General features: G+C 75.2%; 17 protein-coding genes and 1 tRNA gene. 7 read left to right on the forward strand and 11 right to left on the reverse strand.

All coding sequences use genetic code 11. The annotated features are described in order from the left end of the window. Positions 1-73: 73 nt before the first annotated feature. Positions 74-1,300, reverse strand: a complete 1,227-nt coding sequence (chrA, locus tag CSPHI_RS08765) for a chromate efflux transporter (RefSeq protein WP_075692589.1) — start codon at positions 1,298-1,300, stop codon at positions 74-76. 114 nt (positions 1,301-1,414) lie between these two features. Here chrA and coaA point away from each other — a divergent pair, with 114 nt between their 5' ends. Beyond that, complete coding sequence (gene coaA / locus CSPHI_RS08770; protein WP_075692591.1) at positions 1,415-2,341, forward strand: type I pantothenate kinase; 927 nt, start codon at positions 1,415-1,417, stop codon at positions 2,339-2,341. A gap of 37 nt (positions 2,342-2,378) precedes the next feature. Here coaA and CSPHI_RS08775 read toward each other — a convergent pair whose 3' ends face one another. From CSPHI_RS08775 to mca, 4 genes are all read right to left on the reverse strand, one after another. Continuing rightward, complete coding sequence (locus tag CSPHI_RS08775; RefSeq protein ID WP_075692593.1) at positions 2,379-3,179, reverse strand: isoprenyl transferase; 801 nt, start codon at positions 3,177-3,179, stop codon at positions 2,379-2,381. 41 nt (positions 3,180-3,220) lie between these two features. Further along, positions 3,221-4,333, reverse strand: coding sequence for a 3-deoxy-7-phosphoheptulonate synthase (locus CSPHI_RS08780; protein ID WP_075692594.1), 1,113 nt, complete (start codon positions 4,331-4,333; stop codon positions 3,221-3,223). A gap of 360 nt (positions 4,334-4,693) precedes the next feature. Beyond that, complete coding sequence (locus CSPHI_RS12490) at positions 4,694-5,134, reverse strand: hypothetical protein (protein WP_075692596.1); 441 nt, start codon at positions 5,132-5,134, stop codon at positions 4,694-4,696. Positions 5,135-5,139: 5 nt separating this feature from the next. Next, positions 5,140-6,045, reverse strand: coding sequence for a mycothiol conjugate amidase Mca (gene mca, locus CSPHI_RS08790; protein ID WP_075692598.1), 906 nt, complete (start codon positions 6,043-6,045; stop codon positions 5,140-5,142). Between the two features lie 109 nt (positions 6,046-6,154). Here mca and CSPHI_RS08795 point away from each other — a divergent pair, with 109 nt between their 5' ends. Continuing rightward, positions 6,155-6,598 (forward strand): DUF4307 domain-containing protein, encoded by a 444-nt coding sequence (locus CSPHI_RS08795; RefSeq protein ID WP_075692600.1) that lies wholly within the window; start codon positions 6,155-6,157, stop codon positions 6,596-6,598. Between the two features lie 189 nt (positions 6,599-6,787). After that, the gene (greA, locus tag CSPHI_RS08800) at positions 6,788-7,294 is read left to right on the forward strand and encodes a transcription elongation factor GreA (RefSeq protein WP_075692601.1); all 507 of its coding nucleotides are present in this window, start codon (positions 6,788-6,790) and stop codon (positions 7,292-7,294) included. Between the two features lie 147 nt (positions 7,295-7,441). Here greA and CSPHI_RS08805 read toward each other — a convergent pair whose 3' ends face one another. Beyond that, on the reverse strand, positions 7,442-8,260 hold the full coding sequence (locus CSPHI_RS08805) for a Bax inhibitor-1/YccA family protein (protein ID WP_075692603.1): 819 nt from the start codon (positions 8,258-8,260) through the stop codon (positions 7,442-7,444). 199 nt (positions 8,261-8,459) lie between these two features. Between CSPHI_RS08805 and CSPHI_RS08810 the strand changes: the two genes are divergently transcribed. After that, a complete protein-coding gene (locus CSPHI_RS08810; RefSeq protein ID WP_075692605.1) occupies positions 8,460-8,792 on the forward strand; it encodes a hypothetical protein in 333 nt (110 codons plus the stop codon). Between the two features lie 91 nt (positions 8,793-8,883). Next, positions 8,884-10,479 carry a succinic semialdehyde dehydrogenase gene (locus CSPHI_RS08815; protein WP_075692607.1) on the forward strand — a complete coding sequence of 532 codons (1,596 nt, stop codon included), beginning with the start codon at positions 8,884-8,886 and terminating at the stop codon, positions 10,477-10,479. 121 nt (positions 10,480-10,600) lie between these two features. Here CSPHI_RS08815 and CSPHI_RS08820 read toward each other — a convergent pair. The 3 genes from CSPHI_RS08820 to CSPHI_RS08830 form a co-directional block, all read right to left on the reverse strand. Further along, positions 10,601-10,677 (reverse strand) — tRNA-Leu (locus tag CSPHI_RS08820). Between the two features lie 37 nt (positions 10,678-10,714). Next, positions 10,715-11,668, reverse strand: coding sequence for a Ppx/GppA phosphatase family protein (locus CSPHI_RS08825; protein WP_075692609.1), 954 nt, complete (start codon positions 11,666-11,668; stop codon positions 10,715-10,717). Next, positions 11,665-12,219, reverse strand: coding sequence for a DUF501 domain-containing protein (locus CSPHI_RS08830; RefSeq protein ID WP_075692611.1), 555 nt, complete (start codon positions 12,217-12,219; stop codon positions 11,665-11,667). Before CSPHI_RS08830 ends, CSPHI_RS08825 begins: the two co-directional genes overlap by 4 nt. A gap of 177 nt (positions 12,220-12,396) precedes the next feature. Here CSPHI_RS08830 and cmtR point away from each other — a divergent pair, with 177 nt between their 5' ends. Then, positions 12,397-12,774: a Cd(II)/Pb(II)-sensing metalloregulatory transcriptional regulator CmtR gene (gene cmtR, locus CSPHI_RS08835; protein ID WP_075692612.1), complete on the forward strand. Its 378-nt coding sequence runs from the start codon at positions 12,397-12,399 to the stop codon at positions 12,772-12,774. Next, positions 12,771-14,699 (forward strand): heavy metal translocating P-type ATPase, encoded by a 1,929-nt coding sequence (locus CSPHI_RS08840; protein WP_075692614.1) that lies wholly within the window; start codon positions 12,771-12,773, stop codon positions 14,697-14,699. Before cmtR ends, CSPHI_RS08840 begins: the two co-directional genes overlap by 4 nt. A gap of 82 nt (positions 14,700-14,781) precedes the next feature. On the opposite strand, the gene CSPHI_RS08845 is transcribed toward CSPHI_RS08840, so the two are convergent. Beyond that, positions 14,782-15,336 (reverse strand): septum formation initiator family protein, encoded by a 555-nt coding sequence (locus CSPHI_RS08845; RefSeq protein ID WP_075692616.1) that lies wholly within the window; start codon positions 15,334-15,336, stop codon positions 14,782-14,784. Positions 15,337-15,509: 173 nt separating this feature from the next. After that, entirely contained in the window at positions 15,510-16,790 is a 1,281-nt protein-coding gene (gene eno, locus CSPHI_RS08850) for a phosphopyruvate hydratase (RefSeq protein ID WP_075692618.1), read from the reverse strand. Positions 16,791-16,876: the final 86 nt, after the last annotated feature.

Consider the following 16,876-nt stretch of genomic DNA (forward strand, 5'->3'; position numbering starts at 1 on the left):
TGAGTGGCACCCATGCTAGCCCAGCGCCCCGGCCGCCCCCGCCCCGGCGGGTGCGACCGCCGGGGGGCGGGGCTCAGCCCGCCGCCGCCCCGAGCAGCCCGGCGCCGAGCACCACCGCCCAGGGCGGGGCGTGCAGCACCCGCAGCGCCACCGCCGCGGCCACCGCGAGCACCGCGGTGGCCGGCGAATCCACCCCGGCGGGCAGCACCGGGTCGACCAGGGCGGCGCCGAGCAGGCCCACCACCGCCGCATTGACCCCGGCCACCGCCGCGCGCGCCCCGCGGTGGGCGGACAGCCGCGCCCACACCGGGGCGACGGCGAGCAGCAGCAGCATCGAGGGCGCGAAGATCGCGGCCAGGGCCAGCCCCGCCCCGGCCAGCCCGCCGGCGGCGTCCGGGGTGGCCGAGTCCACCGCGCCGAGATAGGCGGCGAGGGTGAACAGGGGCCCGGGCACCGCCTGGGCGAGCCCGTAGCCGGCGAGGAAGGCGTCCGCGCCGACCCGGTCGGGCACCAGCCCGGACTCCAGCATGGGCAGCACCACGTGCCCGCCGCCGAAGACCAGCGCCCCGGCCCGGAAGTAGCCGCCCCAGGCCGCGGCCCGCCCGGACGCCAGCCCGAGCACCAGGGCCGCCGCCGCGACCGGGGCCAGCCAGCGCGGCGGCCGCGCCGGCGGGGCCCACCCGGCCGGGCGCGGCCCCGCCGCCGGGGCGGGTTCGGCGGCGGGGTCCGCGGCCGGTTCGCGCAGCAGCGCCGCCCCGGCCAGGGCCGCCGCGGCCAGCGCCGCCGGCTGCGCCCAGGCGCGCGCCCCCGGCGGGGCGAGCAGGATCGCGGCGAAGACGGCCAGCGCGATGAGCGCCCGGGTGCGGGTGGCGGCCAGCCGGGTGGCCATCGCGTGCACCGCCAGGGCCACCACCGCCACCGCCGCGGCCTTCAGCCCCGCCAGGTGCCCGCCGAGCCCGCCGAGGCGGGACAGGCCCGCCGCGGCGGCGAGGAGCAGCGCCGCCGAGGGGGCGGTGAACCCGGCGAAGGCGGCGAGCATCCCGGCCACCCCGGCCCGGCGCAGCCCCAGCGCCATGCCCACCTGGGAGGAGGCCGGGCCGGGCAGGAACTGGCACAGCGCCACGATGTCGGCGTACTCCCGGTCGTCCACCCAGCCGCGGCGGTCGACGAACTCGGCCCGGAAGTAGCCCAGATGCGCCACCGGTCCGCCGAAGGAGGTGCAGCCCAGCGCGGCGAAGGCGCGCAGCACCTCCCCGGCGCCCGCGGCGCGGGCGGCGGCGGCGCGGCGCGCTCGGCTCATGGGGGCGCACCCTACCGCCGCCCCGGCGCCGCCGGAATCCCCCGCGCTCCCCCCCGCGCCGATCCGCGGCGGCCCGGCCGGGGCGCCGGCGGGCCGGACGTGCACAATGGGGGCATGTCCCGGCCCCAGGCGCCCAGCCCCTACCTCGAGTTCAACCGCGCGCAGTGGCGCGAGCTGCGCGAGTCGATGCCCCAGGTGCTCACCGAGGAGGAGCTGGTCCGGCTGCGCGGCATCGGCGAGAACATCGACCTGGTGGAGGTCGCCGAGGTCTACCTGCCGCTGTCCCGGCTGATCCACCTGCGGGTGCAGGCGCACCGGGCGCTGAACCGCACCACCGCCACCTTCCTCGGCGAGGAGTACCACGGGGTGCCCTTCATCATCGGGGTGGCCGGTTCGGTGGCGGTGGGCAAGTCCACCACCGCCCGGCTGCTGCAGGTGCTGCTGGAGCGCTGGGACACCAACCCGCGGGTGGACCTGATCACCACCGACGGGTTCCTGCTGCCCACCGCGGAGCTCACCCGGCGCGGGATCATGCAGCGCAAGGGCTACCCGGAGTCCTATGACCAGCGCGCGCTGATGCGCTTCGTCACCGCGGTGAAGTCCGGGGCCCGGGAGGTGCCCGCCCCGGTGTACTCGCACACCCGCTACGACCGGGTGCCGGGCGAGTCGATCATCGTGGACAAGCCGGACATCCTCATCCTGGAGGGCCTCAACGTGCTGCAGACCGGCCCGATGCTGATGGTCTCGGATCTCTTCGACTTCTCCGTCTACGTCGACGCGCACAAGGGCGATATCGAGCGCTGGTACATCGACCGCTTCCTGAAGCTGCGGCACACCGCCTTCCGGGAGCCGGGGGCGCATTTCGCCCACTACGCGGATCTGGACGACGCCGCCGCCGCGGAGCAGGCCCGCCGGATCTGGCAGACCGTGAACCTGCCGAACCTGGTGGAGAACATCCTGCCCACCCGGGTGCGCGCCTCCCTGGTGCTGCGCAAGGGCCCGGATCACGCGATCACGCGGGTGCGCATGCGCAAGCTCTGAGCCCCGGGTCGGCGCGGCCGCCGCGGGGGTGCGCGGGCTATTTGCCGAAGCGCCGGGAGCGCTTGGCGAAATCGCGCAGCGCGCGCAGGAAGTCCACCCGCCGGAAGGCCGGCCAGTAGGTGTCGGTGAACCAGATCTCCGAGTAGGCGGACTGCCAGAGCAGGAACCCGGACAGCCGCTGCTCCCCCGAGGTGCGGATCACCAGATCCGGGTCGGGCTGGCCGGAGGTGTACAGGTGGTCGCTGATCGCCTCGGCGGTGATCTCGGCGGCGAGGTCCGCGGCGGGCACCCCGGCGGCGGCCCGGTCGGCGAGGATCCGGCGCACCGCGTCGACGATCTCCTGCCGGCCGCCGTAGCCGACCGCGATGTTGACCTGGATGCCGTCGTTGCCGGCGGTGCGCTCCTCGTCGGCGCGCAGCCGGGCGGCCATCTCCGCCGGGAGCAGCTCCAGGTGGCCGACCATGCGCAGCCGGGGCCGCACCGCCAGCTCGGTGAGCTCATCGGCGACGTCGCCGATGATGTCGAAGAGCAGGTCCAGCTCCTCGGCCTCCCGGCCGAGGTTCTCCGTGGACAGCAGGTAGACGGTGACCAGGCCGATGGACTGCTCGGCGCACCAGCCGACCAGCTCCGCGATCCGGCGGGCGCCGACCCGGTGGCCGTGGCTGACGTCGGTGAACCCGGCCTCCCGGGCCCAGCGCCGGTTGCCGTCGGCCATCACCGCGACATGGCCCGGCCGGGGCCGGCCCGCCAGGGAGCGCACCAGATGCCGCTCGTACATCGGGTACGCGGCGCGGCGGGCGGCCTGGGTGAGGCAGCCGGGCAGGTGGGAGAGGCTCACGGCGGTGATTTTAGCATCGCCGCGGATCCGCAGCGGCCGGCTCAGCGGCCCCCGCCGGACCGCCCGGCGGCGCCGCCGCGGCGGGCGCGCACCGCCGCGGCGAGCTCGCGCAGCAGCCCCTCGGTGACCTCCCAGCCCAGGCAGGCGTCGGTCACCGACTGCCCGTAGGTCAGCCCGGCCCCGCCGGGGGCGGCCGGCTGCGCCCCGGCGACCAGGAAGGACTCCATCATCACGCCGTCGACGCCGTCCTCCCCGGCGGCGATCCTCCCCGCCAGGGAGCGCACCACCTCGGCCTGCCGCACCTCGCATTTGCCGGAGTTGGCGTGCGAGGCATCCACCATCACCCGGGGCGGCCGGCCGGCGGCGGCCAGGCGCCGCCCGGCGGCGGCGACATCGGCGGCGGAGTGGTTCGGCCCCCCGCTGCCGCCGCGCAGGATCACGTGGCAGTTGGCGTTGCCGGCGGTCTGCACCACCGCCGCGGCGCCGTCGTCGTCCATCCCGAAGAACACGTGCGGATGCGCCGCCGAGGTCAGCGAATCCACCGCCACCTGCACATTGCCGTCGGTGCCGTTCTTGAAGCCGATCGGCATGGACAGCCCCGAGGCGAGCTGCCGGTGCACCTGGGATTCGGTGGTGCGGGCCCCGATCGCGCCCCAGGCCACCGCGTCGGCGATGTACTGCGGGGAGTTCGGCTCGAGGAACTCGCAGCCCACCGGCAGGCCCTCGGCGAGCACGTCCACGAGCAGCCGGCGGGCCAGGTGCAGGCCCTCCACCACCCGGCAGGACCCGTCCATCCGGGGATCGTTGATGAGCCCCTTCCAGCCCACCGTGGTGCGCGGCTTCTCGAAGTAGACCCGCATCACCACCAGCAGGTCCCCGGCGAGCTCATCGGCCAGCGGGCGCAGCCGGCGGGCGTAGTCCAGGGCGGCGGCCGGGTCGTGCACGCTGCACGGGCCGACCACCACCAGCAGCCGGTCATCCTCGCCGGCGAGGATCCCGGCGACCGCGCCGCGGGCGGCCTCCACCCGCTCCGCCAGCTGCTCCGGCAGCGGGATCTCCGCGCGCAGCGCGGTGGGCGCGGGCAGCTCGTGGAAGCCGATCACCCGCCGGTTGGAGGTCGATGCGGGGTTGGCCAGGGAGGTCGGGGGAGCCATCGGGCGACTGCCTTTCTGCGGGCGGCCGGGGCGTCCCCGGCCGGGTGCGGGCGCGCCCTGCGGGGCGCACCGCGCGGTGGACTGGTCTGCGTGGTCGACCGGCGCCGCCGCCCGGGGCCGGCCCACCGCGGGCGGCGGCGGCACCGGGGCAGCAAAAAAGGCAGCCCCCGCATGGGGTGGCTGCCTTGGGCTCCGGTGCCGCGCGAACGCCGGCCTCAGGGGGTCACACCGGAGCCCCCGGGAAAATAGAACCGGATATCGCGCATGCCGGCGACATTAGCCCCGCCAGGCCCCCGAAGGCAAACCGACCCCCGCGGCGACCGCCGGTTCGGGGGTGCCGCGGGGGTGGGTTCGGCCGGGTCAGGGGCGGGGCCGGCCGTCCTCGCCCTCGGCCGCATCGCCGGGCCCGGCCCAGCGGTTGCCCCCGTCGGCGGGCTCCCCCGGCTCCCCCGGCTCCGCGGGCCCGGCCGCGCCGGGGGCCGGATCGGCGGGCCCGGCCCAGCGGTTGCCCCCGTCGTCCGGCTCCGCGGGGGCGGCGCCGGCGCCCTGGAACTCGCCGCGGGCCTCGGCGACCATCGCCTCGTCGATCGCCGCGATGTCGAAGGGGTCCATGCCGTGGCGCTCCGCGAAGGCGCGGCGGGTGCGGATCCGCTTCAGCCGGCGGGCCAGGTCCCAGCCGGCGATCAGCACCACCAGCAGCATGCCGATGATGACCAGCCACCCCACCGGGGAGGCCTTGCCGAAGTCCGCCCCGCGGGGGCCGACCGGGTTCTGGGCCAGGAAATCGATGATCTCGTACATCTGCCTCACTCGTCCTCCGCGCCGGGGCCCTGCGCCCCGGCGGTCCACTCCGCGTCCGGCACCACGCCGGCGAAGAGATCGTCCTCCGGGAGCGTAGTCCGCACCCGGGTGCGCGCCAGCTCGAACTCCTCGGTGGGCCACACCTCCTTCTGGATCGGGGTGGGCACCGCGAAGAAGGGCCCGTCCGGGTCGATCTGGGTGGCGTGCGCGAGCAGCGCCCGATCCCGGGCCTCGAAGTAGTCGGCGCACTCCACCCGGGTGGTCACCCGGCGCATCAGATCCTCGCCGCCGCGCCAGCGCTCCAGGGCCTCCCCCATCGGGCTGGGCTCGCCCCGGCGGCGGTAGTAGTCGTCGAGCACCTCCAGCCGGCGGCGGATGAACCCGTGCGTGTAGTACATCTTCTGCACCTGCCAGGGCTCGCCGAGCTCCGGATCCCCGGCGGCGGCCTCGTTCCAGGCCCGCATGGAGATGATGTGCGTCATGATGTGGTCCGGATGCGGGTAGCCGCCGTTCTCGTCGTAGGTGATGAGCACATGCGGCCGGAATTCGCGCACCACCCGCACCAGCGCCCGGGTGGCCACGTCCACCCGCTCCCGGGCGAAGCAGCCGGCGGGCAGCACCGGGGTGGGCTTGCCCTGGGGCAGCCCGGAGTCGACGAAGCCCAGCCAGCGGTGCCGCACGCCGAGCGCGGCCGCGGCGGCGGCCATCTCGCGCACCCGCACGTTGACCAGGTCGGCGGCCACCTCCGGGCGGTCCACCTTGGGGTTGAGGATCGACCCGCGCTCCCCGCCGGTGCAGGTCACCACCAGCACCTCATGGCCCTCCGCGGCGTAGCGGGCCAGGGTGGCCGCCCCCTTGGAGGACTCGTCGTCGGGGTGCGCGTGCACCGCCAGCAAGCGGTATCCCATCATCGCTCCTTCCACGTGGATCGCCGACCAGTCTACGGCCCCCGGATCCGGGCCCCGCAGCCGCGTCCGGGCCGGATCCGGCGCCGCCGGCCGGGTCGGATAGGGTTGGGGCATGTCTGAAGCCAGCACCCCGAACCCGGATCGCCCGCGCGGCCGCTACGGGGACCAGCGCCGGGTCCCCACCGGCAGGCTGATCGTGGTCGGCATCATCGGCCTGGTGGTGGTGTGCACCGCCTACATCTTCGTGCAGATGAACCGGGTGTCCACCCCGGACGTCACCGCCTCCGCCGCCGGCTGGGATCGGATGGAGGGCCGGGAGGACGACGTGTTCGTGTTCACCCTGGACGTCACCCGCGAGGAGCCGGCCCGGGACGCCTACTGCGTCATCTACGCCCTGGACTACGACATGAACGAGGTGGGCCGGCGCGATGTGCTGGTGCCCGGCGGCGAGGAGCGCACGGTGCGCATGGACGTGCCGGTGCGCACCCGCGCCAAGGCCGTGGCCGGGGACGTCTACGGCTGCTCCACGGAGCTGCCGGCGCTGCTGGACCGCTGAGCCGGGCGCGCCGCGGGGCGCGCCGGGTTTGCCCCGGGGCCCGGCGGTGCTATCCTGTCGACGTTCGACGGCCCACCGCGGGCCGTTTTTCGTATCCACACCACCGGTCCGGCCCAGCTGATGGGCCGGGCGGCCCCGGGAGCGCGTCCCGGGCGCCGTTCTACGCCGAAAACCCGCAGGAGGTCCCCCATGGCCGATTCGAAGAACCCGTGGCTCACCCAGGAGTCCTACGACAAGCTCAAGGCGGAGCTGGAGGCGCTCTACGAGAACCGCCCCGTCATCGCCGCGGAGATCAACGAGCGGCGCGAGGAGGGCGATCTGAAGGAGAACGCCGGCTACGACGCCGCCCGCGAGCAGCAGGGCCAGGAGGAGGCGCGGATCCGCTACCTGGAGGATCTGCTGCAGCGCGCCACCGTCGGGGAGACCCCGCAGGAGTCCGGGGTGGCCCTGGTCGGCACCGTGGTGCACGTCTACTACGACGATGACGAGGATGACGCGGAGACCTTCCTGATCGGCACCCGCGGGGCGGACTCCTCCAACCCGAACCTGGAGACCTACTCCACCGACTCCCCGCTGGGCCAGGCGATCATCGGCGCCACCGAGGGCGAGACCCGCTCCTACAAGTCCCCCACCGGCGATGAGGTGCGGGTGACCCTGATCAAGGCCGAGCCCTACGACCCGAACTTCGAGGACTAGGCTCCAGCCCCCCCCCCGGGCCCCCGGACCGCGCGGCGCGCGGCCGGGGGCCCGGCGCATGCCCGCGGCCGCGGCCGGGGCCGGGATCGGCGAGGGGCCCCGCATCCGACACCGGATGCGGGGCCCCTCGCGGCGGCGGGCGCCGCCCTAGTCGCGGAAGTAGCTGAGCAGCCGCAGGATCTCGACGTAGAGCCAGACCAGGGTCACGGCCAGGCCCAGGGCCACGCCCCAGGCGTAGTTCGCCGGGGCGCCGGCGCGCACCAGGCGGTCGGCCTGGTCGAAGTCCAGCAGGAAGCTGAACGCGGCGAGGCCGATGCACACCAGGGAGAACACGATGGCCAGCGGGCCGCCGTCGCGCAGCGGGCTGGACCCGGTGAACAGGGCCAGCAGCAGGTTGCCCACGGCGAGCACGAGCACGCCGATGAGGCCGGCGGTGAGCAGCCGGGTGAACTTCGGGGTGACCCGGATGGCGCCGGTCTTGTAGACGAAGAGCATGCCCGCGAAAACGCCGATGGTGGCGATCACGGCCTGGGTGATGAGCGCGGCGGCGTCGCCGCCGCCGACGGTGGCGCCGGCGAACATGAAGCTGATCCCGCCGACGAAGAGGCCCTCGAAGGCGGCGTAGGTCAGGGTCACCGCGGCGGAGCCGAACTTCCTGCCGAAGGTGGACACCAGCACCGCGATGAGCCCGCCGATCGCGCCGACCATGGCCAGCAGCGCGCCGAGGCCCGGATTGGCCGTGCTGATCGCGTAGGTGATCGCGGCGCCGGCGACGATGACGCCGAGGGTGATCCCGGTCTTGGCGACGACGTCGTCGACGGTCATCGCCCGCGCCGGGGCGCCCGGCGCCGCCGGGGCGGCCTCGACGTAGCCGTCGTAGGGGTTCGCCTGGCGGGTGGCGGCGGCCTGCCCGCCGGCCACGGTCCTGGTCAGCGAGCTGAAGGCTGGGTTGGAGCTCTGGCGCACGTGTACCTCTTCTTGGTCGGTTTGCGCGGTCCCGCGGGGGCGGGCCCGTATTTCGCCTGTCACCGGTGTCAACGATCCCGGCGCCCGCCTTGTTCCCGGGGACCGTGGTGAAGGACGCGCATATTCGCCCGCCCCGCCGCCGGAACGGCGATCGCCCCCGGTAACATCGACCCCGAGGAACGCGAGATGGGAGGCCGCCATGGCCGGCGACTACGACCCGGACACCACCGGGGACTTCGACGAGACCACCCTGGACGGCGCCGAGGGCCTGGACGGCGACGTGATCAGCTCCGACGGGGAGAACTACGTGATGGACGCCCCGGATTCCTGGCGCGGCGCGGAGCCGCATGACACCCTCGACGCCCGGCTGGCCGAGGAGAAGCCGGACATCGACCCCGATGATGACCCGGACGTGGACCCGGAGGGCCGCTACGGCGACGTCGACGGCCACGAGGGGGATCCCGGGCTGCCCTTCGGCCGGCGCCGGGAGGACCCGGATCACAACCGCCGGCTGGGCTGGTCCGCGCGCTGAGCCGCCCCGCCGGCGGCGGCGGATCCGCCCGCGGTGGGTTATGTGGGCGAAAAGACATATCCCGCCGGGGGCGGGCACGTATCATCGCCGCATGACCTCAGCGAGCACCACCACCGAGACCACCGACCGCGGCGCCGCGCCGCGCAACCCCCTCGCCGGGGGCGTCGCCGAGCGCCTGCTCGGCTTCGCCACCGTCGCCGACCGCACGGACACCCGCGAGATCCCGATGCCCTTCACCGGGGAGATCATCGCCGAGATCCCGGTGGGCACCGAGGCGGACGTGGAGGCCGCCTTCGCCACCGCCCGCCGCGCCCAGGCCTCCTGGGCGAAGGTGACCCCGAAGGCCCGCCGGGAGGTGCTGCACCGCTTCCACGATCTGCTGCTCACCCACCAGGACCAGGTCCTGGACATCGTGCAGGCGGAGACCGGCAAATCCCGCTCCAGCGCCTTCGAGGAGCTGGTGCACACCGCGATCACCGCCCGCTACTACGGCAACCAGGCCGCGGATCTGCTCGCCCCGAAGAGGGCCCATGGCGCGCTGCCGGTGATCAGCCGCACCACGGTGCACCACCACCCCAAGGGCGTGGTGGGCGTCATCGCGCCCTGGAACTACCCGCTGACCCTGGCGGTCTCCGACGCCATCGCCGCGCTCGCCGCGGGCAACGCGATCGTGCTCAAGCCGGATTCGACCACCCCCTACTCGGCGCTCATCGCCGCGGACCTGCTCGCCCGCGCCGGTCTGCCGGAGGGCCTGTTCAACGTGGTGCCCGGGCCGGGCCGGGTGGTCGGCCAGGCCATCCTGGCGCGCGCCGACTACCTGATGTTCACCGGCTCCTCGGCCACCGGCCGCTCCCTGGCCGCCCAGGCCGGGGAGCGCCTGATCGGCTTCTCCGCGGAGCTCGGCGGCAAGAACGCCCTGGTCGTCGCGGAGGACGCCGATGTGGCGGCCGCCGCCGACGGCGCCCGGGTGGCCTGCTTCACCAACTCCGGGCACCTGTGCGTGTCCATCGAGCGGATCTACGTCGCCAACGCGGTGTGGGACGAGTTCCTCGCCGCCTTCGTGGACCGGGCCAAGGCGATGACCCTGGGCGCCGGCTACGGCTGGGAGATCGACATGGGCTGCCTGCAGTCCCCGGAGCAGCTGGCCACCGCCGAGCGCTTCGTGGAGGACGCCCGCGCCGCCGGGGCCACCGTGCTCGCCGGCGGGCGCACCCGCCCGGATCTGGGGCCCACCTTCTACGAGCCGACCATCCTGGTGGACGTGCCGGAGGGCACCGAGGTGTGCACCGAGGAGGTCTTCGGCCCGGTGGTGGTCGTGGAGCGGGTCGCCGACGCCCGGGAGGGCATCCGGCGGGCCAACGACTCCCGCTACGGGCTCAACGCCTCCCTGTGGACCACCCCCCGCCGGGGCCGGGAGCTGGGCCCGCTGCTGGAGGCCGGCTCGGTCAACGTCAACGACGGCTTCGGCGCCACCTTCGCCTCCGTGGACGCCCCCATGGGCGGCTGGAAGGATTCCGGGGTGGGCCGCCGGCAGGGCGCCGAGGGGCTGCTGAAGTACACCGAGTCGCAGACCGTCACCGTGCAGCGGCTGTTCCCGGTGACCTTCCCCTTCCTCTCCCGGCGCAACTACTCGCGGGTGATGAGCCTGGCGCTGAACCTGGGCAAGAAGTTCCGCATCCTGCCCTAGCCGGCGCACCGCGCCGGGGCGGAACCGAATAACCCCCGGTCGGCCGCAGCCGCGGCCGGCCGGGGGTTTCGGCGCGGGCGCCCGCCCCGGCGGGCGTGCGCGCGCCGGGGCGCGTGCCCGGTGGTGCCCCCGGTGGGGTTCGAACCCACACTGCACGGATTTTAAGTCCGCCGCCTCTGCCGATTGGGCTACGGGGGCCGGGGCGCGACCGCGGGGCGCGGCCGCGCCGGCGGGGCTAGCCCGCCTCGTCGACGAGACCGGCGATGATCCCGTCGAGGATGTCCTTCTCGCTGATCCTAAACGCCCCGGCGCCGTCGAAGAGGTCCATCATCGCATCGACGACGACCAGTCCGCCGGCGAACACGTCGGCGCGGCGGGGGTGCATCACCGGATTGGCCGCCAGCGCCGCGGCATCGGTGGCGAGCACCGCGGCGTTGAGGCTGCGCAGCGCGTCGAAGCGCAGCTCGGAGTGGTGGATCGCGGCCGGGTCGTAGCTCTCCAGGCCCTGGGCCAGGGCGGAGAGGGTGGTGAAGGTGCCGGCGCAGCCGACCACGGTGCGGGCCCGGGCCACCGGCAGCCGCTCGGCGAGCCCGGCGAGGATCCCGGCGACGTAGTCGCGGGCGGCGTCGAGCTGCCCGGCGCTCGGCGGGGAGTCGTGCAGGAAGCGCTCGGTGAGCCGGACGCTGCCCATCGGGGCGCTGGCCGCGCCGTAGCCGGTGCCGTCGTGGTCGCCGATCAGGATCTCGGTGGAGCCGCCGCCGATGTCGATCACCGCGAAGGGCCCGTCCGCGGGGTCGAGATCGTCGACCGCGCCGCGGAAGGACAGCGCCGCCTCCGCCTCCCCGTCGATGACCTCCGCCCCGGCGGCCCAGGGGGCGAGCCGGCGCCGGGCGATGGCGAAGAACTCCTCCCGGTTCGCGGCGTCGCGGGTGGCGGAGGTGGCCACCATGCGCACCCGGGTGACCCCCTCCTCGGCCATCAGCCCGGCGTAGCGGCCCAGCGCCTCGTCCACCCGGGCCAGCGCGGCCGGGTCCAGCCGGCCGGTGGCGTCGACGCCGGCGCCGAGGCGGACGATCTCCATCAGCCGGTGCAGTTCGGTGAACTCCAGCACCCCGCCGCGCTCGGCGACCTCGGTGATGAGCAGCCGGATCGAGTTGGTGCCGCAGTCCACGGCGGCGTAGCGGCTCATCGGGCGGCCCCCTCGGCGTCCCCGGCGCCGGGGCGGCGGATACCCAGCGCGGCGCAGTCCGGCCAGTCGGCGGGCAGCGCGCTCCCGCGCAGCCCGGTGCCCTCGGCGGCGAGGGCGACCGCCTCATCGCCGAGCCGGAAATGCCCCGGACCCTCGGCCAGGGCGTAGGCGATGAGCACATGCAGGCACTTCACCCGGTCCGGCATGCCCCCGCCGGAGAAGTCGGTGCCCAGGTCCGCCAGGGCGTTGCGCTCGGCGAGGTAGTGCTCGTGGGCGCGGCGGTAGTCGGCGGCGAGCTCCTCGTCGGCGACCAGCCGCGCGGTCATGTCGCGCATCACCCCGGCGACCTCCAGGCGGGAGGCCTCGGCGGTGAGCCGGGGGTCGGTGAGGTAGTACAGGGTCGGGAAGGGGGTGCCGTCGGGCAGCCGGGGGGCGGTGCGGATCACCCCGGGGGCGCCGTCCGGGCAGCGGTAGGCGACGTCGAGCACCCCCCGGGGGGTGCGGCCCAGCTGGGCGGCGACGGCCGCCAGGTCGGCCTCGGAAACGCTCACGTCGGTGCTCCCTCCACTGCCCCGCCGGGCGGCGGGGATCGTCGATCGCGGGCGGCGCGGCGGACCGGTCCCGGGCCCGCCGGCGCGCCCCCTGTCCCGCGGTAGGTTACCGGGTCGCCGGGCGGGTCCGGCAGTCCGCCCCTTACATTGTTCAGCCGAGGGTGTACCATTCAGCGCATGCTGAATAATGATCCCGGTGCGGACCCGCGCCTCGACGTGGTCAACCGGCTCGGCCGGGCCATGGCGGACAAGACCCGCTCCCGGATGCTGCTCATCCTGCTCGACGGGCCCGCCTACCCGGCCGCGCTCGCCGACCGGCTGGGGCTGACCCGCCCGAACGTCTCCAACCACCTGGCCTGCCTGCGCGACTGCGGGATCGTCACCGCCACCGCCGAGGGCCGGCAGACCCGCTACGAGATCGCCGATCCGGCGCTGCGCACCGCGCTGCTGACCCTGGTCGAGGTCACCCTGGCCGTGGACCACTCCGCGACCTGCCTGGAGCCGGACTGCGAGCTGCCCGGCTGCGCCGCCGCGGTGACGGGGGGTGCGGCATGACCTGCGGATGCGGTGAACCCTGCGCCGCCGACGCCCCCGCCGGGCCGATCGAGGAGCACCCGGCCTGGTACCGGGACCGGGCGATCCTGGTCCCGGTGGCCTCCGGGGCGGCGCTGCTCGCCGGGCTGCTGCTGGACTGGGCGGGGGCGTCGATCCCGGCCCAGGTGGCCTACTGGGCGGCGCTGCTGCTCGGCGGCTCCACCTTCATCCCGGGCACCCTGCGCCGCTTCGTCAAGGACCTCAAGCCCGGGGTGGGCCTGCTGATGACCATCTCCGCGATCGGCGCGGTGGCCCTGGGCCACGTCGCCGAGGCGGCGATGCTGGCCTTCCTGTTCTCCATCGCCGAGGCCCTGGAGGACCGGGCCATGGACCGGGCCCGGGCCGGGCTGCGCGGGCTGCTGGAGCTGGTCCCGGACACCGCCGAGGTGCGCCGGGGGCTGCTCACCCGGACCATCCCGGCCGCCGAGATCGCCGTGGGCGACACCCTGCTGGTGCGCCCCGGCGACCGGATCGCCACCGACGGGGTGGTGCGCTCGGGCGCCGGCTCCGTGGACGCCTCCGCGATCACCGGCGAATCCATCCCGGTGGCGGTCGCCCCCGGCGACGAGGTCCGGGCCGGCTCCATCAACGGCTCCGCCGCCCTGGAGGTGGAGGCCGCCAACCCCGGCGCGGACAACTCGCTGACCGCCATCGTCGCCCTGGTCGAGCAGGCCCAGGCGGAGAAGGGCGAACGCGCCCGGATGGCCGACCGGCTGGCCCGGCCGCTGGTGCCCGCGGTGATCGTGGTCGCCCTGGCGGTGGCCATCCTCGGCTCGATCCTCGGCGACCCGGCGGTGTGGGTGACCCGCGCCCTGGTGGTGCTGGTCGCGGCCAGCCCCTGCGCCCTGGCCATCTCGGTGCCGGTGACCGTCATTTCCGGCATCGGCGCGGCCAGCCGCTTCGGCGTGATCGTGAAATCCGGGGCCGCCTTCGAGCGGCTCGGCGGGATCCGGCACATCGGCCTGGACAAGACCGGCACGCTCACCGCGAACCGGCCCGCCGTGGAGCGGGTGCGCCCCGTCGCCGGCGGTGACCCGGATCGGGTGCTCGCCCTGGCCGCCGCCCTGGAGCGGCGCAGCTCCCATCCCCTGGCCACCGCGATAGTGGCCGCCGCGGACGCCGCCGGGGTGGGCGACCTGGTCGCCGACGAGGTCGAGGAGCGCCCCGGCACCGGGGTGGCCGGCGTCGTCGACGGCGCCGCGGTGGAGGTGGGCAACCCCCGGCACCTGGCCGCGGGCCTGCCCGCCGAGCTCGCCGGCGAACTCGACGAGCTGGAGGCCGCCGGGATGACCGTGGTGGCGCTCAGCGTCGACGGCGCGGTCGCCGGGGTGATCGGGGTGCGCGACAACCTGCGCGCCGAGGCCGCCGAGGCCGTGGCCGCGCTGCGCGCCGCCGGCATCGGGGTGACCATGCTCACCGGCGACAACGCCGCGGCCGCCGCGGCGCTGGGCGCCGAGGCCGGGATCGACGACGTGCGCGCGGGCCTGCGCCCGGAGGAGAAGTCCACGGCGGTGCGCGAGCTGTCCGGGGCCTCCCCCACGGCGATGATCGGCGACGGGGTCAACGACGCCCCGGCGCTGGCCGCCGCCGAGGTGGGCATCGCGATGGGCGCCGCCGGCTCGGACGCGGCCATCGAATCGGCGGACGTGGCCTTCACCGGCCATGATCTGCGGCTCATCCCCCGGGCCCTGGCCCATGCCCGCCGGTGCCGCACGATCATCACCCAGAACCTGGTGCTCTCCGCGCTCATCGTCATCGTGCTGCCCCCGCTGGCGGTGACCGGGGTGCTCGGCCTGGGCGGGATCGTGCTCATCCACGAGGCCGCCGAGGTGCTGGTGATCATCAACGGGCTGCGCGCCGCGCGCGCCCGCGGCGCCGCCGCCTAGGCCCGGCCGGCAACGCTTGCCGCCCCGGCCCCGGCCGACCCGTGACGGGTCGGCCGGGGCCGGGGCGGCTCGCGTCGGGGGGCTATTCCGCGGCCGGGTCGGGCACCCGGGGCACCCGGTCCGGGGAGGTGGACTCGTCGCGCACCCCCGGATCCGGGGCGGCCGGCTGCGGGGGCTCCGCGATGGAGGCCCACAGCAGCCGCCACCAGGCCTGCTCCGGGGCGGGGTCCTCCTCGCCCGGGGCGCGGCCCGGCCCGGCGCCGAGCTCGGGGTCGATCAGCCGGAAGGGGGTCTCCCCCGGCTCCACCAGGCCCAGCCGGATCCGGGCCTGCTCCCGGATGTAGGCCTCGTCGGAGTAGCGGCGCATCTGCCCCTCCAATTCGGCGCGGCGATCCTCCAGGCGCACGATCGAGGCCCGGGTGGCGGCCAGCTGGGCGCGCTGCTCCGCGTAGGCGCGCAGCGGGATCACCAGGGTGCCCAGCAGGAGCAGCACCAGCAGCCCGCCGCCGAGGGCCTGCGCCGGGGAGAGCTCGCGGAAACCCGCGCCGGAGGGCAGATCCCGGCCGCGGCCGGCGCCGCCGGCGCGGCCGACTCGGGTGCCGCGGGACCAGCGGGCCCGCCTGGGGTGGTCGTCCATGGCGCCGACTCTACCCGGCGCCCACCCGGCCCGCGGCGCGCCCGCCCGGTCCGCGCGGCCGGGGCGGGTGGGGCCGGTGGGGCCGGTGGGATGCGCCGCGGCCCCCGCGGGGGGATCCTCCGCGGGGGCCGGGGCGTCCCCGGGGCGCAGGCCGCGCCCCGGGGGGGCGTGCGCTACTTGGCGAAGCGCGGGAAGGCCGCGCGGCCGGCGTAGACGGCGGCCGAGCCCAGCTGGTCCTCGATGCGCAGCAGGCGGTTGTACTTGGCCACCCGCTCGGAGCGGGCCGGGGCGCCGGTCTTGATCTGGCCGCAGTTGAGGGCCACCGCCAGATCCGCGATGGTGGTGTCCTCGGTCTCGCCGGAGCGGTGCGACATCATCGACTTGTAGCCGTTGTTGTGCGCCAGGGCGACCGCCTCGAAGGTCTCCGAGAGGGTGCCGATCTGGTTGACCTTCACCAGCAGCGCGTTCGCCGCGCCCTTGGCGATGCCCTCGGCGAGGCGCTCCGGGTTGGTGACGAAGAAGTCGTCGCCGACGATCTGCACCTTGTCCCCGATGGCCTCGGTGAGCTTCACCCAGCCGTCCCAGTCGTTCTCGTCCAGCGGATCCTCGATGGAGACGATCGGGTACTCCTCGACGAGCTCCCGGTAGACCCGGGCCATCTCCTCGGCGCTGTGCTCGCCGCCCTCGAAGCGGTACACCCCGTCCGCGTAGAACTCGGAGGAGGCGACGTCCAGGGCCAGGGCGACGTCCTCGCCCGGGACGTACCCGGCCTCCCGGATCGCCTCGGCGATGAGATCCAGGGCGGCGCGGGTGGAGTCCACGGAGGGGGCGAAGCCGCCCTCGTCGCCGAGCCCGGTGGACAGGCCCTTGCCCTTGATCACGGACTTCAGGGCGTGGTACACCTCGGCGCCCATCCGCAGCGCCTCGGCGAAGCTGTCCGCCCCGATGGGGGCGATCATGAACTCCTGCACGTCCACCCCGGAGTCGGCGTGCGCGCCGCCGTTGAGGATGTTCATCATCGGCACCGGCAGCACATGGGCGTTGGGGCCGCCGATGTACTGGTAGAGCTCCAGGTCGGCGGAGGCGGCGGCGGCCTTGGCCACCGCCATGGACACGCCGAGGATGGCGTTGGCGCCGAGGTCCTTCTTGTTCGGGGTGCCGTCCAGCTCGAGCATGGCCCGGTCGATGGCCCGCTGCTCATCGGCGAACTCGCCCTGCAGCGCGTCCTGGATCCGGCCGCCGACGTTGGCGACGGCCTCCTGCACGCCCTTGCCCAGGTAGCGGTCGCCGCCGTCGCGCAGCTCATACGCCTCATGCTCCCCGGTGGAGGCGCCCGAGGGCACCATCGCCACCCCGCGGGAACCGTCCTCCAGCGCCACCTCGACCTCGACGGTCGGGTTGCCGCGGGAGTCGAGGATCTCCAGCGCCCGGATTCCAATGATGGGTGCAGCCATGTATCACCTTTCCGCCAGAACTCTTCCGGCCGTACGACCCCGATTGTTCCACTTTTCGCGGTCGCGCGCCGACGCCGCCCGGACCC

The organism is Corynebacterium sphenisci DSM 44792 (genome assembly GCF_001941505.1).
In the GTDB taxonomy this organism is placed as follows: Bacteria; Actinomycetota; Actinomycetes; order Mycobacteriales; family Mycobacteriaceae; genus Corynebacterium; species Corynebacterium sphenisci.